The organism is Salinicola corii, assembly GCF_008298015.1.
In the GTDB taxonomy this organism is placed as follows: domain Bacteria; phylum Pseudomonadota; class Gammaproteobacteria; order Pseudomonadales; family Halomonadaceae; genus Salinicola; species Salinicola corii.
Genome location: NZ_VTPX01000003.1, coordinates 232,101 through 255,696 on the forward strand (window position 1 = coordinate 232,101; position 23,596 = coordinate 255,696).

Consider the following 23,596-nt stretch of genomic DNA (forward strand, 5'->3'; position numbering starts at 1 on the left):
ATCCTTTCAGCGCATGAGTCGTTGTGCCCGGGGGCTGTCGACCGCCTCCTGCTCCGGCGTGACGCAGCCCGATGGCGCCGCCAGATCGGACGCCATCAGTTCCTGTGGTCGATAGCGGGCCAGCAGCGCCCAGAGGATGGCGGCGGTCTCGGCATCCGGCTGGCCGGCGTAGTTGGCGGGACGGAAATGCATCTGGAACGCTCTGGTGACGTCGCGGGTTTTCTTGTCGAGGACGCCCGTCGTCGCAAGCCGATAACCGTAGGCGCTCAACGCGCGTTGGTATTGCGCCATCGTTGGCGAGCAGTGCTCGAAACGACGACGGTAGGTCATGATGTCTTCATCGTCGGGCCAAGCGCCAACGCCTGCGTCGTGAAGCCTTTTCCAGGGAAAGCGCGGACCGGGGTCGATCTTGCGCGATGGGGCGATGTCCGAATGCCCCAGGATCGAGGTCGGTGGAAGGTCGTAGCGACGAATGATGTCTTTCGCCAACGCGACGACCGCTTCGATCTGCTGGTCCGGATAGGTCTGCCACTGTCTCCCCGACGCCGTTTCGCGGGGTCCCTGATTGACGATCTCCACGCCGATGGAGGTGTCGTTGAGCTGCGTGCGGTCCTCCCAGGCGCTGATACCGGCGTGCCAGGCACGGTCGCTTTCGTCGACCAGTTGCCACACGCGTGGCATGGCACTTTCGGCCCGCGGGTGCCGAGCCACCAGATAGTGCGAACTGACGTTGGGCCCAAGCAGTGTGCGAAGCGCTCGAGGCGCTTCGGAGTCGGTGTAGTGCAGAACCAGATAGCGGACGCGGTGATTGTAGGCCTGCGACTGATGGGTGTGAACGGCCACGTAGCCTTGTCGGGGTTCCAGGCCCGGCGAACTTGCACAGCCGGCCAGCACCGTCATCGATAAGGCGCCGATGAACAGCAGGGTCGCAATGCCACGCCACGATGCAACGTGATGAGGCGTCATAACACATTCAGCAGATAGCGGGTCAGCAGACCCAGAGCGAGGGTGATCGAGAAGCTCAACATCGTACCCAGGAGCACGTACTCGGTGAGCTTTCGGTCGCGATCTTCGTAGAGGTCGCCGAAACGTAGCACCGACTTGGCGGTCAGTAGAAAACCGATCGCGGCCATCTGGTGGCTCAGCACGAAAGTCAGAATGAGAAAACGTTCCAGCATGCCGATTCTGGCGCCTGCGTCGGCTAGAGTGCCGCGGGTATCGACCCCTTCGCTCCAGCGGCGCATGATCAGCGCGATCATGACCGAGGCGGGGCGCATGACCAGTAGATATGCCAGGGCGACCAGCAGGGTTCGGGGTTGCCACATCAGGCTGATATCGATGGTGACAGGCAGGGCGCTGCCATCGATGACCCACCACCAGACGGTGACCAGGACCAGTAGATGCAAAAGCTGGTCGAGAATGAAGAAGCTGACGCGACGAGCCGGCGTATAGCTTTTGAGCGTGTCGATCATCCAATGTGTCAATCCCACGATCCCCGTACCGATCAAGGCGTCGCGAAAGGGCACGCCAAAAGCGACCAGGATAACCAGGCACAACAGCATATGAATGCCGACATGCCAGTAAAGCGAGCGAGCGCGAAAATGGTGTTGCTGTTTCTGGAGTGCCCAGGTGTCACTCTGCAAGATGAAATCGGCGATGGTGTGCGATAGCAGCAGCGCCAGTAGCAGCGACAAGCTGATTTCGCTCATGTCATGGCCTCCAGGCGTTGCCGGGTAAACTCGAGGAATTCTCGAATCAGCGACCAGCGTGCTGCGCTCAGGCGGCGATTGATGGTCGGCTGCGAGCGACCCAGGCGTTTGGCCAGTTCACTTTGGGAATGATCAGCGAGAAGACTGAGGCGAACCACTTCCGCTGCGTTGTGACTCCAGTGGCTGATGATATCGTCGGCAAACTGGATCAGCAGGTTGAGGTCGGGCTGGGAAACGGCGAGAAACAGTCCCAGGCGCTGATGGCTCTGGCTCAACGCGTCCAGACCCTGACCGGAGCGCACGAAAGCCTCCCCGTCGGCATTGATGAAATCGTCCGGCGCAGGAACCTTACCCTCGCCGATCCCGATGGCGATGCGTGCGTCCCAGGTCTGTTGTCGTGAAGGGGAATGCTCGATCAGGCTGGCACGCATGATAACGGCCGCGACGATGGTGTCTTCGATCCTGGGAACCGCCAACTGGAAGGCATCGCCACGGAATCGGGTGCCCACTGCGCCCAAGGTCTGGCCGAGACGTTCGATTCCCGTATCGATCGCGCCGCGTAACTTGCGCTTATCGGCAATATCGCGAGAGGCAACGATGTCGCCACTGAGCACACCGATCGATGACATGAGACTCCTTATCGATATCCATACAAGGTAGATGGATTATAGCCTAAAAAAGCTATTTTTGTATTTATGCATAAAAAAAGCTATCAAGGCAGAGGTGCTGAAGGTATCGATAAGCTGAAGGTAAATGATGGCTGTATATATATCCAGCTCCTGGTTGTAAGTTTTGTTATCCTGACGATGTCTGGGCTGTAGGCTCGGCAGCAGCGATGGGCTCCGCCGATGTTTCGTCGGCACCGATCAGCCTGGCTGCCACCCGATTTCGACCATGCGCCTTGCAGTCGTAGAGCGCCTGATCCGCGTAGGTAATCATCTCGTCGATATCGATCAACAAGCCGTTGGGACTTGTGACCACGCCGACACTGACGGTGACGACGGGGGCAACGGGGGAATATTCGTGGGGCAATCCCAGCGCCTGAATCATGCCTCGCATCGCATCTGCCAGTGCCCAGGCTTCCTCCTTGCCGGTATTGATAAGCAATACCAGAAATTCTTCACCGCCTAGGCGCACCACGACGTCGGTATCCCGACGAAAAGTGTCCCTCAGCACCCCGGCGATATCCACGAGACAGCTGTCGCCTGCCAAATGACCATAGTTATCGTTGAAGGGCTTGAAATGATCCACGTCGATCATCATCGCCGATACCGTGCAGCTCAACCGGCGACTGAGCGGGACGAGAATATCCAGGCGCTTTTCCAGCATTCGCCGGTTGCCGAGTCCTGTCAGAGGATCGTTGAGCGTCTGTTCCAGCAGTGCAGCGTTGTGGTTTCTCGACGCCTCTATCAGCTTCTGCAGTTGTCGAGCCAGAAGACCCTCGGCATCGGTACGGCTGGAGAGATCGAAGGGTATCTCGCGCGGCGTACCGCCGAAATCATGCTCGAAGCGAACATGGTCGGCCAAGCGTCTGAGCGGCACCAGCAGCCGTCGATCGATCAGCCATAGCGTGGCAGCCAGTCCACATAGGCCAAATAGACAGGCTATCAACATGGCAAGCCCGAATGTACCTCTGGCGGTGGCCACGAGCCAGGCCACTGTTGTGATTGCCAGCGAACTGCATAGCCAGACCCCAGCCAGAACACCCAGCGTCCGGGTCAACAAGTGATTTTTTATTTTCGACATGTCTAGAACCGATGTCCTGGTACCGCAGTACGTCGTCGGATGAGCGGAAAGCGAGTCCATCCGGATTGCGCATGGCCTCATGTTCCATATCGACGGTCCGAAGGGAAACTGTAGTGTTGCCATCAGAGGCATAAGCAATTAGATGTCATTGATTTAGCTCGAACTTATTCAGGTTTTTTGCAGGCTGTCAGTCTTGGAGACGAAATGCACCGGATAATCCCTTCCGTTGCCAAAGCATCCCATTCGATGTTTTTTGCTGGAATAACATCGGCTTTACATCGACAGCGACTGTTTGAGCCACGACCTATAAAACGTTGCTCTGGCCTTTTCCAAAGCCGGTCGAGAGAATAAAGGAAAAATGAACCATGAGTTAAATAAATATCGGTAATTGATACCCGTTAAAAAAATCATCTCGACAAGCCTTGCAAGTTTTTAGATATCGGCAATAATGTCCTCGCTTAAACCAATCCGCAACGGAACAACGAATGTCTCTACTCAGCGATTACGTCAAGAAAGAACAGCTCCTGAAGCAGCTTGAAGAAGAGCTGAAGCGAATGGAGGGTGATCAGCGCCTGAAGTCCGAACTCGAGTTCAAGGAGAAGCTCGAAGCCCTGATGGCGGAATACGGCAAGACGACGCGTGACGTCATCGAACTGTTGAGCCCGGCCGAAGGTCCCCAGGCCTCGAACACGCAGGCGGGCTCGATCGGTGGGCGCCGCAAGCGCAAGCTGAAAATCTACAAGAACCCCAAGACAGGCGAAGTCGTCGAGACACGTGGCGGCAATCACAAGACGTTGAAAGCCTGGAAAGACGAGCACGGTGGCGATACCGTCGAATCTTGGGTCGTCAGAACGGAAGATTGAGCGGTTTTTATTCTTCACCCCGCTTAGCCGAAAGAACCCTCCGCCATAGGTCTTGGCGGAGGGTTCTGTTTTTGGGCGCCGTCAGGCCTTGGAACTGATGCCGCCGAAGCCGCCGTGCCGAGATTCGCCGCTCGGCCCGTAAACGCTGCCGCCAATGGCGCGGTTCAGAAAATCGATCGCCCGCTGGTTATGCTCTAGCCGTGAGGAGATGATGTGGCCGTTGAGGCGGTTGGTTCGGCGAACCTGTTCTGCCAATTGACGAATCCGTTGCCAGGTTTCATTCATGCCGATGGCGTTAGCGAATCGATCCGCGCCTTGGCTTCCGACACCAAACCCCTGCGACCGTTGGTGTTCTCTGCGTAGACTCTCGAGCCGATCAAGCTCGCTCAACTGCTGCTGCTTCGACGCCGCCAGCTCGCCGAGGCGTTCGCCATCGGCGTTACCCGAGCCGAGACAGATGGCCTCGGCATCCAGTGTTTCGGCGAAAGCTTGCAATAGGGATTGTTGCTCGCGGAGCAGTTCGGCTGGTGTCATGTAAGATTCCTGGATCCGGACCTGGGAAGTCGGATGATCAACGTTCGTCCAGCATATCGCGGACACTCTGGATCAGGCCGTCGGCGATCTTGCCGGTGTCGAGTTCGAGCCGGCCCTCGGAGATGGCCTGGCGAATGTCGTTGACCCGGGCAGTATCGATGTCACCACTATCGTCAGTGGTCGGAATCTGGCTCAATGTCGTCGTCGAGCCGGCCGTCGTCTTGGTGCTCTCCAACGATTCAACACTCTTGCGCTGCTCGGTGGCTTCATTCTGAGTGGGACGAGTCAGCGGTTGTGTCTGGTCGATTTTCAAGGTCGTTACCTCATGGCTGGATGCACGATGACGTGGTTTCCTACGTTATCGGCCAAACCGACGGAAGCTGAAAGAGATCGAAGAAGAGTTTTGTTAAGAAATTTATCCGGCCGGGCTAGAAGTCGACCCGCAGTCGATCCTGGCCCGTCACTTTCCCTTGAAGGATCTGGTTGTTCTCCGTCTTGAGACGGATCGTACTCCCCAGGCCACCATTATCCAGCGCCTCGACGTTGCGACTGACATGGAATCCCTGCCCGACAGCGGTAAGCACCACCGTGTCGCCACGTTTTACCATCCAGGGCTTCCGCATCATGTCGTCGGTCAGTGTGGTGCCAGGCGGTATGCGTCGGGTGGCGATCATTCCGGCCGCCCGAGCGGGATCATCCAGATAGCCACGGCGGAGGCGGGAAATGTCCGTCTGCTGCCAGTCCAGCGCCGTCGCATCGATCCGTTGCCCCGGATCGATCGGCTGACGCACCACCAGATGACGGACGACGGCGGAGACCGTGGCCTGCAGATAGCGGGCGCGGCTGTCATCGCTACCGCAGTGCACGCCAACGGTCACCCGGCCTTGAGGCACACCCGGCCGAGGCAGAAAAGGCCGGGGCTCTGGGCAATCCCCGAGATCGGCCGCACTTTCCTGAAGCTCGATCTTGACCTGGTCGCCGAGTGAGGCGGTCTGCCGTTGCAGGAAGCGCTTCACGCTCGCGTTGACCGCATCGTTCGGCGGAACATCGGTATCTGCCTGCGATATCGAGGGTATCGGCAACAGCGACAGCGCGAACAGTAGTGCCATCAGTGTCATGGCTCCGGTCCAGACGACGCGTCGCAGACCGGGACGGAACTTCGACCGGGAGCGCTGAAACGTTTCGGGCGGATCTGCTCGCATGACATGGACCTCGGTGGCTAGCAGGCTCGCGGTATACCGCGTCGATCGACGGAAATCCCCATAGTGGAAGGGATTTTAAACAGGCTCGCCGCAAGGCATTGATAAAAATGGCGCGCAATTACGGGTCTGTTTACACGTTTGGCACGAACATCCCGCCGCTATTCTCCACTCTGTCAATTTTCCAGCGAACGCCACTCGAGGTGCACGGCATGTTCGACAAGTTGGATAACGCGCTGCGCTTCCAGCAGGAGGCCATCAATCTGCGGGCGGAGCGCCAACAGGTGCTGGCCAATAACATCGCCAACGCCGATACACCCAACTTCAAGGCGCGCGACTTCGATTTTCGCGCCGAGTTGAACCGGGTGATGGAGCAGGGCCGCAGCGAGTCTTCCGGAGGATTGTCACTGGCACGGACCTCCGCCCGACACATTCCCGGGCAGGCTGGGGGAAGGACGGGCGTTCGAGACCTGCTCTACCGGATGCCGGATCAGCCCAGCCTCGATGGCAATACGGTCGATATGGATCGGGAGCGCTCGGCCTTTGCCGACAATTCGCTGCGTTATCAGGCGGATGTCACTTTCGTCAGTCGCAAGATCCAGGGGCTGAAGAAAGCCATGCAATCGGAGTAACACGATGTCGATGTTCAGCGTATTCGAAATTTCCGGCTCGGCGCTGTCCGCCAATTCACAACGGATGAACGTGACGGCCAGCAACCTGGCTAATGCGGACAGCGTTGCCGGGCCTGAAGGACAGCCTTATCACGCCAGACAGGTGATGTTCCAGGCGATGAGCCAGCAGGGCGGCAGTGTGGGCGGTGTTCGCGTCAACGGCGTGATCGAGGACGACACCACGCCGATGCGTATGGAATATCGGCCGGGGCATCCGTTGGCGGACGAACAGGGCTACGTGACGATGCCCAATGTCGATCCGGTTAACGAAATGGTGGACATGATCGCCGCCTCCCGCTCCTATCAAGCCAACGTCGAGGTCATGAACACCGCCAAGACGCTGATGACGAAAACACTCACCATCGGCGAAGGCTGATCGGTGTCGGTCCATATCGAGGAGATGTCATGTCCAGTCCGGTGATCGGCAACAGTACCCTGGCCAACATCAATGGTGCGGCCGCCCAGAGTTCTACCACGGGAGTCGACTCCGGTAGCGAGCTCAACGATCGTTTCATGACGTTGCTGGTGACGCAGTTGAAGAACCAGGACCCGACCAGCCCGATGGAAAATTCGGACATGACGGCGCAACTGGCTCAGATCAATACCGTCAGCGGTATCGAGAAGCTCAACGACAGCCTGTCCGCGATTACCGACCAGATCGACGCGGGCCAGGCGTTGCAGGCCACGGCGTTGATCGGCCAGGGCGTGATGGTGCCGGGCAACAGGATCCTGGTGGGATCCTCCGATGGCACCGACGGTGTGGTCACGACGCCGATCGGCGTGGAGCTGGATGGCGCCGTCGAGGATCTGCAGATCGATATTCGCGGCGCCAGCGGCGAGATCATCGACAGCTTCTCCACCGGGCCCTTGTCCGCTGGCGTCCACAGCTTTACCTGGGATGGCAAGTTGGCCGATGGCTCCAGCGCTGCCATCGACGGCACCTACACGGCTTCCTTGACCGGAACCGTCGGGGACGACACCTACGCGCCGACTGCGCTGAACTATGCCCTGGTCAACGGGGTGATTCAGGGGGCGAACGGCGCCCAGCTCGACCTGGGATACGCTCAGGATCCCGTGGCGCTCTCGGAAGTGCGTCAGATTCTCTGAGTGAGATTCAGTAACGACATGAACCGTTCTAGCGGACGCAACCGATAAACGTAGGGGATCAGTCATGGGTTTTTCGCAGGCATTGAGCGGCGTCAACGCCGCTTCCCAGCAGTTGGATGTGATCGGCAACAATATTTCCAACTCTCAGACCAAGGGGTTCAAGAGTGGGTCGGTCCAGTTCTCCGATGTCTTCGCCAATAGCGCCGTCGGCCTGGGCACCCGGGTCTCCGGCGTGCTCCAGGACTTCAGCACCGGCAGCCTCGAGTCCACCGGGCGCAACCTGGACATCGCCATCAGCGGCGATGGCTTCCTGCGCTTCCAGCAGGAGGGCGAAGTCGGCTACTCGCGCAACGGCCAGCTGACGCTGACCGCCGACGGCTTTCTGGAAAACGCCCAAGGCGCCCGGTTGATGGGCTACGGCCTGGCGGATGCCGCTGACGTCAACTCCGGCGTCGTCGTCGGTGGCCAGCCGCAGGTGCTCAACGTGCCGGCGGCGGATATGCCGGCAAGCGCCACCGGTGCCACCGGAACGGGCATCAACATTCAGCTCAACCTGGATGCCTTCACCGTGGCCGACGACTCCTCGACCGCGGTGCTCTACGACAACCTTGCCGCCAAGACCGCCGAAGATACCACCCAGCAGACCTCCGTCGCCTACAACTACTCCACCAGCTTCACGGTCTACGACTCGCAGGGTGCGCAGCACAACGCCACGCTGTACTTCCAGAAGACCGGCGACAACGCCTGGAGCGCCCGCACGGCGCTGGACGGCGTGCTCACCGATCAGACGCTCACGGCGACTTTCGATAGCGCCGGCAAGCTGGCCACGATCGATGGCGAGGACGCCACGGCCAATCCGGTCACCTGGCCGAATCTGGCATTCACCAACAACGAGCTTGGCGACGGCGTCGATCCGATCAGCGCCACCTTCAACATGGCGGGCAGCACCCAGTTCTCCAACGACTCCACGGTCAAGAGCCTGGCGCAGGATGGCTACGCCTCCGGGGCGTTGGTCGGCGTCAGCTTCGCCGATGACGGCTCCGTCGTCGGCAGCTACTCGAACGAGAAGACCGTCAACCTCGGGCAGATCGCGCTGGCGACCTTCCGCAATCCCGAGGGCCTGTCGCCCTCCGGCGGCAACCTGTTCGCAGCGACCGCCACCTCCGGCAACGAACTGCTGGGCATCGCGGGAACAGGAACACTGGGATCGATCGAGGCCGAAACGCTGGAAGCTTCCAATGTCGACCTGACGACGGAACTGGTCAACCTGATCATTGCGCAACGCAACTATCAGGCCAACACCAATTCGATTCGTACCCAGTCCGAAGTCATGGATCAGGTCGCCCAACTGCGCTGATGACGACATGCCGCCGATCATGTCGTGATCGGCGGCAACCTCGCTTCCAAAGGGTTTCAGCATGGATCGGATTCTATATACCGCCGGTGGTGGCGCGAGCCAGACCATGGCTCAGCAGTCGGTGGTCAATAACAACCTGGCCAACGTCAGTACCCCCGGTTTCCGTGGCGAGCTGATGGCTCTCCGCGCGGTACCGGTGGAAGGCGACGCGCGCCTGCCGACTCGCATTGCTTCGATGATGACTACCCCCGGTGCCGATTTCACGCCGGGTACCATCAGTACCACCGGGCGCAGCCTCGACGTCGCGCTGCAGGGCGATGACACCTGGCTGGCGTTGCAGTCGCCAGACGGCGGGGAGGCCTATACGCGGCGCGGCGATCTCCAGGTCGACGCCACCGGCCTGCTGACGTCGCTCGGCAATCCGGTTCTCTCCGACAACGGGCAGGCCATCGTGGTGCCGCTCGGGGGCGACGTGACGATCGCGCCGGACGGCTCTATCAGCGTGCTGGAGCCGGGCCAGAATCCGGACGCCGTGGCACCGCTGGCGCGCCTGAAGATGGTGGTGCCGGGCAACGACAACCTGGTGCGCGGGGAGGATGGCCTGTTCCGCAGGGTGCCGGCGGAGGGCGAGGATGTCGCGGCACCGTTGCCGGCCGACGATACCCGGCGATTGGTTCCCGGGGCGCTGGAGGGCAGCAACGTCACTCCAACCGAGGCGATGATTTCGATGATCGATAGTGCCCGCCGCTACGACATGCACATGAAAATGATCGAGAGCGCGGACGAGAACGAACAGCGCGCCAACAGCCTTCTCTCGCTAACCAGCTGACGTCAATTTCGACCAGCGGTGCCAGCCACTTCACGCTAGCGCACCGACAATGAGGTTCCTGTCATGATCAAATCTCTGTGGACGGCCAAGACCGGTCTGGAGTCGCAACAGGTCAAGCTGGATGTGATCTCCAACAACCTGGCCAACGTCTCGACCAACGGCTTCAAGCGATCCCGCGCCGTGTTCGAGGATCTGCTCTACCAGAACGTGCGCCAGCCCGGCGCCCAGTCTTCGGTGGTCGATACCCTGCCTTCCGGCATGCAGGTGGGTACCGGCGTGCGCCCCGTGGCGACCGAGCGGCTGCACACACAGGGCGGGCTGCAGAATACCGAGAACTCCCGGGACCTGGCGATCAACGGCAAGGGGTTCTTCGCCGTGCAGATGCCTGACGGCACCACCGGCTATACCCGCGACGGCAGTTTCCAGGTCAACGAGAACGGCCAACTGGTCACCGCCGGGGGGTATCCCGTCGATCCGCCGATCGTGATTCCGCAGAACGCGCTCTCGATCACCGTCAGTCAGGACGGCGCCGTGTCCGTCACCCAGCCGGGAACGTCCCAGAGCAATGAAGTGGGGCAGATCATGCTCTCCACCTTCATCAATCCGACAGGGCTTCAGAGCATTGGCCAGAACCTGTACCTGGAAACCGATGCTTCGGGCCCGCGTACCGATCTCAACCCGGGCCTGGATGGCGCCGGCAAGCTCTATCAGGGCTATGTCGAGACCTCCAACGTCAATGTGGTGGAGGAGATGGTCAGCATGATCGAGACGCAGCGTGCCTACGAGATCAACAGCAAGGCCGTCGAAACGTCCGATCAGATGCTTCAGCGTCTGACGCAGCTATAAACCGGGGAAGACGCGTGTTGCTGACCGCAGAACTAGCCACGACGTGGCGTAGAGTGATGATGCTGATCGGCCTGGGGCTGGCGACGGTCGTGGCGGGCTGCGCGCAGATTCCCAGGCACTCCGTGGTCGAGAATTCCGCGCCGGTGGAAATCCCCTCGACGCCGCCGTCCCAGGCCAATGGCTCCATCTACCAAGCCCGCTTCGGCTTCCAGCCGCTGTTCGAGGATCGGCGCCCGCGCCAGGTCGGCGACATCATCACCATCGTACTCGACGAGCAGGTCAGTGCCAGCAAGAACTCCGCTGCGAACGCCACGCGCAACGGATCCGCCACCTTCACGCCGGGGGTGGTTCCCAACCCGATCGACTTCCTCGAGAGGTACGGTACCGACCTGGAGGGCGAGAACGTGTTCAACGGGTCCGGTGGGGCAAATGCCAACAACACCTTTACCGGGACGATCACCGTGACCGTCTACGACCTGCTGGCCAATGGCAACCTCAAGGTACGGGGGGAAAAGCAGATCGCGATCAACCAGGGCACCGAGTACATCCGCTTCTCCGGCGTGGTCAATCCCCGCGCGATTACCGGTTCCAATACCGTGCAGTCGACCCAGGTCGCCGATGCCCGCATCGAATATATCGGTGACGGCTATATCAACGAAGCGCAGACCATGGGTTGGCTGCAGCGCTTTTTCCTCAATATTTCGCCTTTCTGATGCCTATGACCCGCCTGTCCCGTTCGATTCGCCGCCTGCTGCTGGCGCAAACACTGGTGCTGGTGGTGATGCTGCCGTTCAGCCTGGGCGCGCAGGCCCAGCGCATTCAGGATCTCGCCAACTTCTCGGGCGTGCGTGACAACCCGCTGGTCGGCTACGGGCTGGTCGTCGGCCTCGATGGCACGGGAGATCAGACCACCCAGGCTCCGTTCACCGGCCAGAGCATTACCAACCTGTTGTCGCAACTCGGGGTGACGATTCCGGCTGGTACCAACATGCAGTTGCGCAACGTGGCCGCGGTCATGGTGACGGCGAAATTGCCGCCTTTCTCGCGCCAGGGACAGGAGATCGACGTCACTGTCTCGTCGGTTGGCAACGCCGATAGCCTGCGGGGTGGAACGCTGCTGATGACGCCACTCAAGGGCGCGGACGGCCGTGTCTATGCACTGGCCCAAGGCAACGTCTATGTCGGCGGTGCCGGTGGCCAGGCTGCCGGCAGCAGTGTGTCCGTCAATCACCTGGCGGCGGGTCGAATACCGGGCGGCGGTCTGGTCGAGCAGGAAGTACCGGTGCGGCTTGGGGATGCCAGCGGCACGCTGGATCTGTTCCTCAAGCAGTCCGACTTCGAGAATGCGCGCCGGATGGTGGCGGCGATCAACCAGGAGTTCGGAGCGCCGGTGGCGGCCGCACTCGATGGGCGGACGGTGCAACTCAAGCTGCCGGCCAACGGCAACGATCGAGTCACCTTCCTGGCACGCGTGCAGGGTATCGACGTCACCACCGAGCGTGGCCCGGCCAAGGTGATCGTCAACGCTCGCACCGGCTCCGTGGTGCTGTCGGATACCGTCACGTTGAACCGGGCGGCGGTAGCTCACGGCAACCTGTCGATCGTCATCGATTCCAACCCACAGGTCAGTCAGCCCAATGCCCTGGCCGACGGTGACACGGTCGTGGTACCCAATGCCGATATCAGCGTTCAACAGGAGGGCGGCGCGCTGCAGATGGTCCAGACCAGCGCCGACCTGATGGATGTCGTCAACGCGTTGAACGCGCTGGGGGCTTCGCCGCAGGACCTGATGTCGATCCTGCAGGCATTGAAGTCCGCGGGCTCGCTCAACGCCGAACTGGATATCATCTGATGACGATGGGCAACGATCTCTCCGACCAGTTCGCGCTCGACGTCCAGAGCGTCCAGCGGCTCAAGTACAGCGCGGCGAACTCATCGCAGGGCAGCCTCAAGGAAGCGTCGCGCCAGTTCGAGGCCATCTTTCTGCAAATGATGCTCAAGAGCATGCGCGATGCCAGCCCCAAGTCCGGTCTGCTGCAGAGCCATCAGATGGACATGATGCGCTCGATGCAGGACCAGCAGTGGGCCCAGCAGCTGGCGGGAAAGGGGTTGGGGTTGGCCGACCAACTCGTGCAGCAGTTGGAAGGAAGCGGATTGCCCGGGACGTCGGCGCTGCCGGCAACCAGCGGGAAGGAGGACACCTCGACCTTGATTGCGGGTATTCCCCGTGGCACGCCACGTCTGCTGCACGATGGTCAGCGAACTCCCGGATTCGCGCCGGATTCGTCTCGGCATGATATGGCGCTGTCTGGAACGCCAGGCAACAGCGCGACGGACAACGATGTTGCCGTCGCACCTTCGTCGGCACGCGCCGATGACGGCGATCGTCCGGCCCACGTCCGTGCCTTCCTCGAGCGTTTGGCGGGTCCCGCCCGGCGCGCCGAGCAGGCTTCGGGAGTGCCCGCCGAACTGATCCTCGCCCAGGCGGCGCTCGAGACAGGCTGGGGGCAGCGTGAGATCCCCACGGCCCGCGGTGGAAACAGTCACAATCTGTTCGGTATCAAGGCCGGCCAGTCGTGGCAGGGCGCTACTACGGAAATCACCACCACCGAATACGTGAATGGCCGGCCGATCAAGGTGTCCGACCGCTTCCGTGTTTACGACTCCTACACGGAAGCGTTCGCCGATTACGCCAGCTTGATCGGGGGCAATCCCCGTTATCGAGGCGTGGTGGCAGCTTCGTCGCCAGATCTGGCCGCACAGGCGTTGCAGTACGGCGGCTACGCCACGGACCCACGATATGCCGAAAAGCTTCAGGGAGTCATGGCGCAATTGGGCGAGTTGGATGCCCCAAGAGGCCGCGACCTGCTGGCAGCCTCTGGAGATAACGACAATCCTTTCGGTCCGGGCGCGGTGCCCTCCGCGATCTTCTAGCCATCATTCTCGGTCTGGGGCGCGGTAACAAAACATTGCGAAATACCGCCCCGTGGGATTCAAGAAACGGCTGCTGCAGCCGATAGAAATCATAACCTTGCACGGATTCTCGCCGGACTCTTCATGGCGTTTCACGGGATAGCGATATGAGCCTGTTTTCGATTGGTCTCAGTGGGTTGAGCGCGGCACAGAATGCGCTGTCCACTACCAGCAACAATATCAGCAACGTTTATACCGATGGCTATAGCCGACAGCTGACGCTACTGGGGCAGAACGCCAGTGGCGGCGGCGCGGGCTCCGGCGTCAACGTCGACGGCATCCAGCGCCAGTACAACAGCTATATCAGTTCGCAGCTCAACCAGGTCAACAGCCGGCAGTCGGCACTGGAGACCTACCAGAGTCAGGTCAACCAGATCGACGATCTGTTGGCGGACAGCGACTCCGGTCTGGCGACGCTGATGCAGGGGTTCTTCTCCAGCGTGGAGGATCTGACCGGCTCGCCGGCGGATGCAGCGGCTCGGGAAGGCGTGCTCGGCACGTCTCGCAGCATGGCGGCGCAGTTTCGCGCCTACGACGGCTATCTCAGCGACATGCGCGAAGGCATCAATGGCCAGATTGGCGACGTGGTCACCCAGGTCAACAATCTCAGCGACCAGATCGCCGATCTCAACAAGCAGGTGACGTTGGCGCGTGCCCGCAGCGGTGAAGAGCCCAACGCGCTACTGGATCAGCGCGACAAGCTGGTCAGCGATCTCGGCGACCTGGTTGACGTCGACGTTCAGGTGCAGGACGGATCCACTTACCAGGTATCGCTCTCCAACGGCATGCCGCTGGTCGCCGGCAACAAGTCCTTCGAGCTGGTGGCGGTGAAGAGCAGCGAAGATCCCTCCAGCATTACCATCGCCTACGAGGATGGTGGCGGTTCCCGTTCGCCGCTCAAGGAGTCGGTGATAAAGGGCGGTGAGCTGGGCGGGCTGCTGGGCTTTCGCAGTGAAACCCTGGATAGTGCGCAGAACCAGCTCGGCCAGTTGGCGGTAACGCTGGCGCAGAGCTTCAATGCCCAGCACGAGGCCGGGGTGGATCTAGACGGCAATGCCGGTGAAGCGTTCTTCGCCATCGGTAGCCCGATCGTCGTCAGCGATGCCACCAATGCGGGCGATGGGGTCCTGGCTGCCGAGTACGGCGATGCCGGCGAGCTGACGGCGGACGATTATCGACTCACCTACCAGGCGGACGGCAGCTACTCGGTGGAGAATCTCGGTAGCGGCAAGACCAGCTCGGTATCGCCGGCGGCGGATGGCACGTTATCCGTCGGCGGCGTGACCCTGACGCCGAGCGGTACGCCGGCCGAAGGCGACGTCTTCATGCTGCAGCCGACGCGTAACGCCGCTGCGGCGTTCGATGTCGCGGTGAGTGACACCGACAAGATCGCCGCCGCGGATGCCGACAGCGGCGGTAGTGGCGATAACCGAAATGCGCTGGCGCTGCTCGATCTGCAGAACCAGAAGCTGGTCGGGGGAAGCAAGACCTTCAGTGGCGGGTACGCCTCGCTGGTCAGCGATGTCGGTAATCGGGCTGCGATCACCCAGGCCAATCTCACCACGCAGACGGGATTGAGCGATCAGCTCTTCGCCTACCAGCAGGCCGACTCGGGCGTGAACCTGGATGAAGAGTACGCCAATCTGCTGCAGTATCAGCAGTATTACTCGGCGAATGCCAAGATCATCGAGGCGGGCTCGACCGTCCTGGATACAATCCTGGGGCTGCGGGCCTGAGGCGCGGCGGCATGATCCAGCGATTACCCGGGGGCCGACTTCGCGTCGTTATTGAATAGCCATTGAGTGCGCCAAGTCGAGGCGCCTTCGAGGAGAGAGCCGTGCGTGTCAGCACCGTGATGATGTTCGAGCGCAGTGTCAGCTCGATGAACCGCCAGCAGAGCGCCTTCATGCAAGTCGGCGAACAAATCGCCTCCGGCAAGCGCGTTGTGCGTCCCTCCGACGACCCTCAGGCCGCTTCCCGTGCGGTCGGCGTGTCGCAGTCGTTGGCGTCCAACGCCCAGCAGAGCGACAGCCGGATCACGGCGCGCAACTCGCTGAGCCAGGAGGAGAGCGTTCTCAACAGCGTCTCCGACTCGCTTACCCGTGCCAAGGAGCTCATGATTCATGCTGGCAACGGTACCTTGAGCGATGCGGATCGCCAGTCGATGGCGACGGAGCTGCGCGGCGTCTACGAAGCGCTTCTCGGCCAGGCCAACTCGACCGACGGTAACGGCAGCTATCTGTTCGGCGGTTACCAGGACGGTGCCGAGCCTTTCGTCAAGGACGCGTCCGGCGCGGTGCAGTACGCCGGCTCCGACCAGGTTCGCCAGCAGAAAGTGGGCTCCTCGCGCCTGATGGAAGTGGGCAATACCGGTCGTGACGTGTTCCAGACCGTGGCGGGAGGCGCCGGCTACGTCGCCAGGGCCGGCGCAGATAACGCCGGCACGTTGACGTTCACCGGCCCGCAAGTCGCTGATACCACGGCGTCGGGGTATGGTGACGACTACGCCATCTCGTTCGCCGCGAACGGTGATGGCACCTTCGACTACACGATCAGCGGACCGGATGGCGACACCACCGGCAATTATGATGGCACCAGTGCCACCCTGGAGTTTGGTGGGGTGCGTCTCACCCTGGAAGGCACGCCGGAAGATGGCGATGCGCTGGAGGTCGGCACCGCCAAGAACATGAATCCGGATGTATTCGCCACGCTGGAGAACATGCTCTCGGCGCTGGAAAATCCGCTCGATTCCGACGCCGACAAGGCGGCCTTCGCCAATACGCTATCGACCTCCAGCCGAGAGACGGACAATGCGCTGGATAACGTGCTGACCGTTCGGGCTTCCGTCGGTGCGCGCCTCAACGAGCTGGATACCCTCGACACCGTGGGCAGCGATCGCAAGATCAGTTACACCCAGACCCAGAGCGACCTGATCGATCTCGACTACACCACCGCGATCTCCGATTACGTGCTGCGCCAGGTGGGTCTACAGGCGGCGCAGAAGGCTTTCGTCGATCTGCAGGGAACTTCATTGTTCGAGATGATGTAGTCAACGTGGGGCGGCCCCGGTTCGAATGGGCCGCCTATGATCAAAAGGGGCGCATCACGTCGGATGCGCCCCTTTTGATTGAATGTGTCGAGGTGATAGACCAGATGGTGTAGACGCTACAGACCGAACGGCATGGGCCCCAGCAGACGAGGTCGGATATCACGATATTCCTCGTTTACGCAGGGCCAGCCATCTGCTCGATCATTCCCTGCATGAAACGCAACTGCTGAGTGAACAGGTCGCTCCAGAACCCGCCCAGATCCGGCATGAGTGCGGTGATGAGCACCAGACCGGCCGTCAGCGTCATCGGGAAACCCACCGAAAAGATCGACAGCTGCGGAGAAGCCCGGTTGAGAATACCCAGCGACAGGTTGATCAGCAGCAGAGCGGTGACGATGGGGATAGCCATCAGCAGACCCGAGGAGAATATGGTGCCTCCCCAGCGGGCCAGTGTCTCGGCAAAGCTGGCATCGATCGAGGTGGTGCCGATGGGCAGCTCCTCGAAGGTCCAGGCGAGGATTTCGATGGTGATCAAGTGCCCGTTCATCGCCAGAAACATCAGTAGCGTCAGCAACTCCAGCATGCGCGACAACACCATGGTGTTGGTTCCGGCATCCGGCTGATAGAAAGTCGCAAATGCGAGGCCCATCTGCATGCTGATGAATTCACCGGCAGTCTGCACCACGGCAATCATGATGCGCAGCACCATGCCCATGGCGACGCCAATCAGGATCTGTTGCAGCATGAGGCCGAAGCTTTCCACCGAGAATAGGGGAAGCGCGGGCATCGGCGGGAGTGCAGGCGCGATGGCGATGGCGATTCCCGCACCGAACAACGCTTTTACCGGTGTCGGTACGCTGGGCAGATTCCATAGCGGTGAGGCCATGAAGAAAGCGAGAATGCGGACGGTGGGCCAGAAGAATAGCTGCAGCCAGCCCAGCCATTGGTCGGAGGTGATGTCGATCATCGCAGGCGTTGGCGCCTCAGCTCACCATCTGAGGGATGTTCTGCAGCAACTCCCGAGTGAAGTTGACCAGTAGCTGAATCATCCAGGCACCGGATACGATCAGCATGGCGAAGACGCCCAGGATCTTGGGAATGAATGACAGGGTCATTTCATTGATCTGGGTCGCGGCCTGGAAAAGGCTGACTAGCAGGCCGATCAATAGGGCGGTCAGCAGCAGCGGGGCAGCTACCATCAGGGTCACTTTCATGCCCTGATACGCCATGCTCATGATCATTTCCGGGGACACTGTTCACCTCCGGGTCGCGGGGCGCGAATGGCGACCCTATTCATCCCTGCGCGACTCACGTCAGCGCGACTCATGATAGATAGAAGCTCTGGGTCAGCGAACCGATCAGTAGTTGCCATCCGTCAACCAGTACGAACAGCATCAACTTGAACGGTAGCGAGATCGTGGCAGGTGGCACCATCATCATCCCCAATGCCATCAGCACGCTGGCCACGACGAGATCGATGATCAGAAACGGGATAAAGATCGTGAAGCCGATCTGGAAGGCCGTCTTCAGTTCACTGGTGACGTACGCCGGTACCAGTATCCGCATCGGCACGTCCTCCGGGCCCTGCATCTCGCCGATATCGGCGATACGGGCGAACATCGCCAGATCGGTCTTCCGGGTCTGCGCGAACATGAATTCACGGAAAGGCTGGCTACCTCTGTCCAGTGCCTCCTCCAGCGAAATCTGCTCGGCCGAGAAAGGCTGCCAGGCCTCGTCGTAGACACGGTCCAGCACCGGCGACATGACGAAGAACGTGAGAAACAGCGCGAGCCCCAGCAGGACTTGAGTCGGCGGCGCCGATGGCGTGCTCATGGCCGTGCGCAGCAGCCCGAGAACGATGATGATTCGCGTGAAACAGGTCATCATCAACAGCATCGCCGGCAGGAAGGCGAGCGACGACAGAAACAGCAAGGTCTGCAGGCTCAACGACCAGCGCTGGCCGCCATTGGGCAGCGGCTCGCTGATGATGCCGGGCAGGGCCTGGGCCACCGCCCATTGGCTAGCCATCATCGTCAGCAGGGCCGCCAGAACAGCGACAATGTGACGCGACCTGAGTCGGAGTGCAATCGCCACTAGCTGCGGTCCCGCCCGTTCCGCCGACCCCGGACCGCGCCCCGCGTCGTGTTCTGCTTCAGCGCCTGTGCAAAGCGGCTGGCGAAGGAACCGGCGAGCGGGGGGGGCGGAGGCTCCGCGTCGGGTGTCGCCGGTGGCTCGAGCGTGTCCAGTCGGGTTACCTGTCCGCCACCGACACCCAGCACGAGCCAGCGATCCGCGACTTCGACAATCACCACGCGTTCGCGCTGTCCCACCGGCGTGCTGGCCACGACGCGAAGATGTTGCGTGCCCGCTCGCCGATTGGGTCCGATGCGCTTGAGCAGCCAGGCGCAGGCCAGGATGATCGCGACGACCACGAGCAGGGAGGCCGCAGTCTTGCCCATCATCAGCAGACCGATACTGTCGCCGCCGCCGGCCTCGGAGGCCTGCCGTAGGGTATCTTCGTTCATCGGTTCAATTTCTGGACGCGCTCTGACGGCGTGATGATTTCGGTGATACGAATGCCGTATTTGTCATCCACGACCACCACCTCGCCTTGGGCGATGAGATAGCCATTGATCAGGATGTCCATGGGTTCGCCGGCGAGGCCGTCCAGCTCCACGACCGAGCCCTGGGCAAGCTCCAGCAACTGCTTGATGGTGATGCGCGTTCTGCCCAGCTCGACCGAGAGCTTGACCGGAATGTCCATGACCACGCCCAGATCACGGGGCTGACGAGTGTCGTTCTCCCCCTGGTCGAAGGACTGGAACACTCCGGTATTCGACGAGCTCGGCGCCGCGGCTTTCGCGTTGGCGTCGACGTCGGGCACCTGGGAGGGTTCTGTCTCGGCGGGCTGCGTCTCGACGGATTCGATCTCGTCGGTCTCGGGCTCCACGCCCTGTTCCGCCATTGCCGCGGCCCACAGATCCTCGGCTTCCTGCTGGCTGTCTTCAGCCGCATCGGAAGATCCCTTCTGGGATCCCGGTTTTTGATCGTCACTCATTGTCGAAGTCCTTCATGGCGGAGTACGTACCATGGTCGATGAGATGTTTCACCCGCAGTGCGCGCTGGCCTTGCCGGCTCCCGTACTCGCAGGTCATGACCGGCACGCCGTCGACCCGCACGTCGATGGCTTTGGGAAGTTCGATGGGAAGAACGTCCCCGACTTCCAGCGACAGTACATCGCCGATGGTCGAGGGGATCCTGACGAAATCGGCGATCAGTTCGACCTGGGTTTGCTTGATCTCGCCGGCCATGCGTGATTCCCACTGCGTGTCGTCGCTGTCGAGCGCACCGATCGGGCTGGAGAGAATGTCCCGGATCGGTTCGATCATCGAAAACGGTATGCAGATGTTGAAGTCGCTGGCCAGATTGCCGACTTCGAGATGAAACGTGCTGTTGACGACGATTTCGTTCGGCGAATTGGTGATATTGGCAAAACGAACCTGCATCTCCGAGCGCATGTAGTCGATCTCCAATGGATAGATCGATTTCCAGGCGTCGCTGTAGCCCTCCAGCGCCAGCGCCATCAACCGCTGGATGATGCGTTGCTCGGTGGCGGTGAATTCGCGGCCGTCGGATTTGGTCAGAAACCGCCCGTCGCCGCCGAACAGGTTGTCCACCACCATGAAGACCAGCCCCGGCGGAAACACCAGCAGTGCCGTACCCTTGAGCGGCTTGAGGCTGATCAGGTTGAGGTTGGTCGGCACCGGCAGATTGCGCGCGAATTCGCTGTAGCTCTGGTAGCGCACGCCGGATACCGTGATATCGGCACTGCGCCGGATCAGGTTGAACAGCGCAACCCGAAACAGACGCGCGAAGCGTTCGTTGATGATGTCCAGCGCCTGCAGGCGTTCGCGAACGACCCGGTGCTGATTTGCCGGATCGAACGGGCGGGTGCGACGTCCGCCTTTCGGCTCGTCGGCGGGTTTGTCGTCATCGCCGCTGACGCCGTTGAGGAGGGCATCGATCTCTTCCTGCGATAACAGGTCGTCTTGGGACATGGTTGGCCTGGTGTCCGCTTACTGCACGATGAAATCGGAAAACAGCACGTCACTGATGGCTAACGTGGGCTGCGGCGTGGTGATCGGCTCGTCGAACAGGCCGAGAATCTGCTGCTTCAACTTGATCTTGCCCTCAGGCTTGATCAACTCCTCCGCGCTCTTGCCGGAGAGGAGCATCAGCAACCGGCTACGCACTTCCGGCATGTGCTGGGTCAGGAAATCTTTGGTCTCGTCGTCGTTGACGCGTAGCGACAGCCCCACGTAGAGCAGCCGATCTCCGTAGTCGCTCTGCAGGTTGACCGTGAAAGGCTGAATGGTCACGAATATCGGCACGGGCGGTTCGGCCGGCTGCTCCTCGACGACATCGGCCGACTCGTTACCGTCACGGGCATCGAGAAAGAAGTACACGGCGATCGAACTCGCGATCGCCAGCAGGACGATCAAAAGGCCCACGAGAAGTAGGGATCGACTTTTACGGGGTGCGGCCATTGCTTCTGCCATTACGGGTCATCTCTGGAAGTTGCAGCGGATTATGCGGTGACGGGGGATCTGGCGATCGACGGAAAAGACGCCTTCCGGTCGGCCAACTTCCCCTTTCGTGCCCAAGCGGCGCAGGGCAGGGCTGGCCGCTGACGCACCGCATGGCGTAGTGCCACGACTGGAACCGGCCAGTCGTCATCCGTGTTATCGGCAGCGTCAGTCAGGCGTAAAGGTTGATATTGCCATTGTCAGTCAGCGTCAGGCTCCGCACCGTGACGTCGTCGATCGACTTGATACCTGACGCCGTCAACACGGAGCCGGCAGCGCCTGCTCTGCGGTGCGGGTGGTCGTCGCCGGATGACTGCCCCTGCTGGAAGTGTCCCTGGTCGCTCACCATCGCCTCGCCCAGCGCGATGCCGCTATCCGCCAGTGCCTGACGAAGCTGGGGGATCGCCGCTTCGACCGCGGCGCGAACCGGGGCGTGTGCCGACAGAACCTGGAGCTGTGCCTGCTGGTCCTGGACCGTCAGGGAGACGTTCAATGGTCCCAGCTCCTGGGGATGGAGGCGGAGCGACATCTGCTGGTCGCCGCGCTGGTGCATCTGCAGTACCTGCTGGCCGAAAGACGCCGGCCACTGGGGTGATTGCACGGGGGCGTTGACGAAGCCTGGCGTTGCCGTACTCGCCGTCGCGGGGCTCGCGGCGCTGGAGGGGGCGGCGGTGGCGTTCGTCAACGCGCCGATGTCCGAGCGGGGAGTCGGGACGGGACCGGCATCCTGGGCGTTTCGCTCGGGCAGGCCGATCGATGCGGCATCGCCAATCTGGCTGGCGGTGGTCACGGCCGCGTTATCCGGCGCGCCGGGGGTGGCGGTCATGCCGGGATTTGCCCCTGGCATGGCGCCGTCGCTGTGTCGACTATCGATGGCTGACAGCAATCCACCGAAGCCCGGTTGACCACTGGATGCCTTGGGGCGGTCCGAAGCGTCGACCTGATCACCTTCGGTGGCTGGTGCACCGATCACGGCGGCACCATTGGCTGTCGGTGTGGTGTCGGTGGCCTTGAGAACCAGCTGTGCCAGCGCCGGATGTTCGCCTCTCGACAAGGCTGCACCAGCGCCGCTTGCGGCAGGGGGATCCAGTGGATGCGATGCCATGGCGAGCGGCAAACCGGCCACCATGGCCGCGAGAGCTTCGGCATCGGGTGCACTCGAACCTTCATCGACGTCTTTCGTGCCTGACGACTGGTCGCCGGCAGTGGGCGAAAGGCTGGACAGAATGGCGCGGAGCCTGGACATGTCTTCTTCGTCGGGCGCTTGCGAAATGGAGGCGGTAGTTGCGTCCGAGGTTCCTGCGCCGGCCGCAGCGCTTTCGTCGGCTGGTCGCTGCGCCGCTCCATCCACGACTTCCTCGCCGGGTCGTCCGTTGGCATCCGGGCTCGGCGCCTGCTGGGCGGATGCGCCACCTTGTGCAGTCGGCTGCGGTAATTTTTCGGCCGCCACGCGGCGCAGGGAATCGGCGAAGGGGACGCTCTCGGTAGCGGCCTTGTCTCTGGTGCTCGCGCTACGGTCCGAGGGTGGCGTCACAGCGTTGATTGAAGAAAGTTCCATGGGCAGGGCCATCGGTTTCGTGGTCGGGTAACGCTTCGGATCAGGGCCTCGATTCGGCGCGTCGAATCTCTAGTTCAGCCTTGCTGCGGATGCCGGGTGTCTTGTTGTCGACGAAGCAGCTGCGCGGCCATCTCGTCGCTGTGACGCTGCTCCTGACGAGCCTGGCGATACGCGGCGTCGCGCTCCCCTCTGGCATGCAGCGTCTCGTAGGCATTGAGCTTCCGGCGTTCTCCCTGCCAATGTTCTCTGCCGCTGTCGACTCGCGTCTGATGCTCGCCGAGTCGTCGCTGCTGCTGTTCGATCGCCTTGTCGAGAGAGCCGATGAACTGCTGATAGTCGCGCCACTGGCTGGAGGAAACGCCTTGAGTCAGGCTGTCGTGCAGTTTGCGCTGATACTCGTCCCGATATCGTTGCAGCTGTCCTAGTTGTGTCTGGGCTTCCTGCTGTTGACGCTGCAAACGGCCGAGATTCTCCACGGCCTTTTCACTGCTGCGTTGTGCCAGGTCTCGAAGCATCTCCATGGCTTGCATGTTGGCCAAAGCGTTACCTCCTATCCATCCGTCCGTCGC

Annotated in this window: 28 protein-coding genes; 12 read left to right on the forward strand and 16 right to left on the reverse strand. The window is 61.3% G+C overall.

Annotation, left to right across the window (positions count from 1 at the left end):
* Positions 1-6 precede the first annotated feature (6 nt).
* The 4 genes from F0A16_RS07485 to F0A16_RS07500 form a co-directional block, all read right to left on the reverse strand.
* Complete coding sequence (locus F0A16_RS07485) at positions 7-966, reverse strand: N-acetylmuramoyl-L-alanine amidase (RefSeq protein ID WP_149434764.1); 960 nt, start codon at positions 964-966, stop codon at positions 7-9.
* Positions 963-1,709 (reverse strand): DUF3307 domain-containing protein, encoded by a 747-nt coding sequence (locus F0A16_RS07490; protein ID WP_149434765.1) that lies wholly within the window; start codon positions 1,707-1,709, stop codon positions 963-965. Before F0A16_RS07490 ends, F0A16_RS07485 begins: the two co-directional genes overlap by 4 nt.
* Positions 1,706-2,338: a hypothetical protein gene (locus F0A16_RS07495; protein WP_149434766.1), complete on the reverse strand. Its 633-nt coding sequence runs from the start codon at positions 2,336-2,338 to the stop codon at positions 1,706-1,708. Before F0A16_RS07495 ends, F0A16_RS07490 begins: the two co-directional genes overlap by 4 nt.
* A 166-nt stretch (positions 2,339-2,504) precedes the next feature.
* Positions 2,505-3,323, reverse strand: a complete 819-nt coding sequence (locus tag F0A16_RS07500; protein WP_187775934.1) for a GGDEF domain-containing protein — start codon at positions 3,321-3,323, stop codon at positions 2,505-2,507.
* Between the two features lie 617 nt (positions 3,324-3,940).
* On the opposite strand from F0A16_RS07500, the gene F0A16_RS07505 reads away from it, so the two are divergent.
* A complete protein-coding gene (locus tag F0A16_RS07505; protein WP_149434768.1) occupies positions 3,941-4,318 on the forward strand; it encodes a histone-like nucleoid-structuring protein, MvaT/MvaU family in 378 nt (125 codons plus the stop codon).
* 81 nt (positions 4,319-4,399) lie between these two features.
* Here F0A16_RS07505 and F0A16_RS07510 read toward each other — a convergent pair whose 3' ends face one another.
* The 3 genes from F0A16_RS07510 to flgA form a co-directional block, all read right to left on the reverse strand.
* The gene (locus tag F0A16_RS07510) at positions 4,400-4,852 is read right to left on the reverse strand and encodes a flagella synthesis protein FlgN (RefSeq protein WP_149434769.1); all 453 of its coding nucleotides are present in this window, start codon (positions 4,850-4,852) and stop codon (positions 4,400-4,402) included.
* 37 nt (positions 4,853-4,889) lie between these two features.
* On the reverse strand, positions 4,890-5,165 hold the full coding sequence (gene flgM, locus F0A16_RS07515; RefSeq protein ID WP_149434770.1) for a flagellar biosynthesis anti-sigma factor FlgM: 276 nt from the start codon (positions 5,163-5,165) through the stop codon (positions 4,890-4,892).
* A 115-nt stretch (positions 5,166-5,280) separates the two neighbouring features.
* Positions 5,281-5,970, reverse strand: coding sequence for a flagellar basal body P-ring formation chaperone FlgA (gene flgA, locus F0A16_RS07520; RefSeq protein ID WP_187775935.1), 690 nt, complete (start codon positions 5,968-5,970; stop codon positions 5,281-5,283).
* Between the two features lie 293 nt (positions 5,971-6,263).
* Between flgA and flgB the strand changes: the two genes are divergently transcribed.
* The 11 genes from flgB to flgL all read left to right on the forward strand — a co-directional run bounded on the left by flgB (position 6,264) and on the right by flgL (position 16,883).
* A complete protein-coding gene (gene flgB, locus F0A16_RS07525) occupies positions 6,264-6,683 on the forward strand; it encodes a flagellar basal body rod protein FlgB (RefSeq protein ID WP_149434772.1) in 420 nt (139 codons plus the stop codon).
* Between the two features lie 4 nt (positions 6,684-6,687).
* On the forward strand, positions 6,688-7,098 hold the full coding sequence (flgC, locus tag F0A16_RS07530) for a flagellar basal body rod protein FlgC (RefSeq protein ID WP_149434773.1): 411 nt from the start codon (positions 6,688-6,690) through the stop codon (positions 7,096-7,098).
* A 29-nt stretch (positions 7,099-7,127) separates the two neighbouring features.
* Positions 7,128-7,829 carry a flagellar hook assembly protein FlgD gene (locus tag F0A16_RS07535; protein WP_149434774.1) on the forward strand — a complete coding sequence of 234 codons (702 nt, stop codon included), beginning with the start codon at positions 7,128-7,130 and terminating at the stop codon, positions 7,827-7,829.
* A 64-nt stretch (positions 7,830-7,893) separates the two neighbouring features.
* Positions 7,894-9,186, forward strand: coding sequence for a flagellar hook protein FlgE (gene flgE, locus F0A16_RS07540; RefSeq protein ID WP_149434775.1), 1,293 nt, complete (start codon positions 7,894-7,896; stop codon positions 9,184-9,186).
* A gap of 61 nt (positions 9,187-9,247) precedes the next feature.
* The gene (locus tag F0A16_RS07545) at positions 9,248-10,015 is read left to right on the forward strand and encodes a flagellar basal body rod protein FlgF (RefSeq protein ID WP_149434776.1); all 768 of its coding nucleotides are present in this window, start codon (positions 9,248-9,250) and stop codon (positions 10,013-10,015) included.
* A gap of 63 nt (positions 10,016-10,078) precedes the next feature.
* Positions 10,079-10,861, forward strand: coding sequence for a flagellar basal-body rod protein FlgG (gene flgG / locus F0A16_RS07550; RefSeq protein WP_149434777.1), 783 nt, complete (start codon positions 10,079-10,081; stop codon positions 10,859-10,861).
* A gap of 56 nt (positions 10,862-10,917) precedes the next feature.
* On the forward strand, positions 10,918-11,574 hold the full coding sequence (locus tag F0A16_RS07555) for a flagellar basal body L-ring protein FlgH (RefSeq protein WP_149434955.1): 657 nt from the start codon (positions 10,918-10,920) through the stop codon (positions 11,572-11,574).
* A 5-nt stretch (positions 11,575-11,579) separates the two neighbouring features.
* Positions 11,580-12,713 (forward strand): flagellar basal body P-ring protein FlgI, encoded by a 1,134-nt coding sequence (locus F0A16_RS07560; RefSeq protein WP_149434954.1) that lies wholly within the window; start codon positions 11,580-11,582, stop codon positions 12,711-12,713.
* Positions 12,713-13,795 carry a flagellar assembly peptidoglycan hydrolase FlgJ gene (gene flgJ / locus F0A16_RS07565; RefSeq protein WP_149434778.1) on the forward strand — a complete coding sequence of 361 codons (1,083 nt, stop codon included), beginning with the start codon at positions 12,713-12,715 and terminating at the stop codon, positions 13,793-13,795. Before F0A16_RS07560 ends, flgJ begins: the two co-directional genes overlap by 1 nt.
* A 146-nt stretch (positions 13,796-13,941) precedes the next feature.
* The gene (gene flgK / locus F0A16_RS07570) at positions 13,942-15,570 is read left to right on the forward strand and encodes a flagellar hook-associated protein FlgK (RefSeq protein WP_149434779.1); all 1,629 of its coding nucleotides are present in this window, start codon (positions 13,942-13,944) and stop codon (positions 15,568-15,570) included.
* A gap of 101 nt (positions 15,571-15,671) precedes the next feature.
* A complete protein-coding gene (flgL, locus tag F0A16_RS07575) occupies positions 15,672-16,883 on the forward strand; it encodes a flagellar hook-associated protein FlgL (RefSeq protein WP_149434780.1) in 1,212 nt (403 codons plus the stop codon).
* Between the two features lie 175 nt (positions 16,884-17,058).
* Here the strand turns inward: flgL and fliR are convergent, their stop codons facing one another.
* The 9 genes from fliR to fliJ all read right to left on the reverse strand — a co-directional run bounded on the left by fliR (position 17,059) and on the right by fliJ (position 23,557).
* Positions 17,059-17,850 (reverse strand): flagellar biosynthetic protein FliR, encoded by a 792-nt coding sequence (gene fliR / locus F0A16_RS07580; protein ID WP_149434781.1) that lies wholly within the window; start codon positions 17,848-17,850, stop codon positions 17,059-17,061.
* Between the two features lie 16 nt (positions 17,851-17,866).
* A complete protein-coding gene (gene fliQ, locus F0A16_RS07585) occupies positions 17,867-18,136 on the reverse strand; it encodes a flagellar biosynthesis protein FliQ (protein ID WP_149434782.1) in 270 nt (89 codons plus the stop codon).
* 70 nt (positions 18,137-18,206) lie between these two features.
* Positions 18,207-18,914, reverse strand: coding sequence for a flagellar type III secretion system pore protein FliP (fliP, locus tag F0A16_RS07590; RefSeq protein ID WP_149434956.1), 708 nt, complete (start codon positions 18,912-18,914; stop codon positions 18,207-18,209).
* Positions 18,915-18,976: 62 nt separating this feature from the next.
* Positions 18,977-19,408: a flagellar biosynthetic protein FliO gene (fliO, locus tag F0A16_RS07595; protein WP_149434783.1), complete on the reverse strand. Its 432-nt coding sequence runs from the start codon at positions 19,406-19,408 to the stop codon at positions 18,977-18,979.
* The gene (gene fliN / locus F0A16_RS07600) at positions 19,405-19,941 is read right to left on the reverse strand and encodes a flagellar motor switch protein FliN (RefSeq protein WP_149434784.1); all 537 of its coding nucleotides are present in this window, start codon (positions 19,939-19,941) and stop codon (positions 19,405-19,407) included. Before fliN ends, fliO begins: the two co-directional genes overlap by 4 nt.
* Positions 19,934-20,941 carry a flagellar motor switch protein FliM gene (gene fliM / locus F0A16_RS07605; protein WP_149434785.1) on the reverse strand — a complete coding sequence of 336 codons (1,008 nt, stop codon included), beginning with the start codon at positions 20,939-20,941 and terminating at the stop codon, positions 19,934-19,936. Before fliM ends, fliN begins: the two co-directional genes overlap by 8 nt.
* Before the next feature lie 18 nt (positions 20,942-20,959).
* Complete coding sequence (fliL, locus tag F0A16_RS07610; protein ID WP_338100600.1) at positions 20,960-21,442, reverse strand: flagellar basal body-associated protein FliL; 483 nt, start codon at positions 21,440-21,442, stop codon at positions 20,960-20,962.
* Positions 21,443-21,641: 199 nt separating this feature from the next.
* On the reverse strand, positions 21,642-23,027 hold the full coding sequence (locus F0A16_RS07615; RefSeq protein ID WP_187775936.1) for a flagellar hook-length control protein FliK: 1,386 nt from the start codon (positions 23,025-23,027) through the stop codon (positions 21,642-21,644).
* A 74-nt stretch (positions 23,028-23,101) separates the two neighbouring features.
* Positions 23,102-23,557: a flagellar export protein FliJ gene (fliJ, locus tag F0A16_RS07620; RefSeq protein WP_239023762.1), complete on the reverse strand. Its 456-nt coding sequence runs from the start codon at positions 23,555-23,557 to the stop codon at positions 23,102-23,104.
* Positions 23,558-23,596 lie beyond the last annotated feature (39 nt).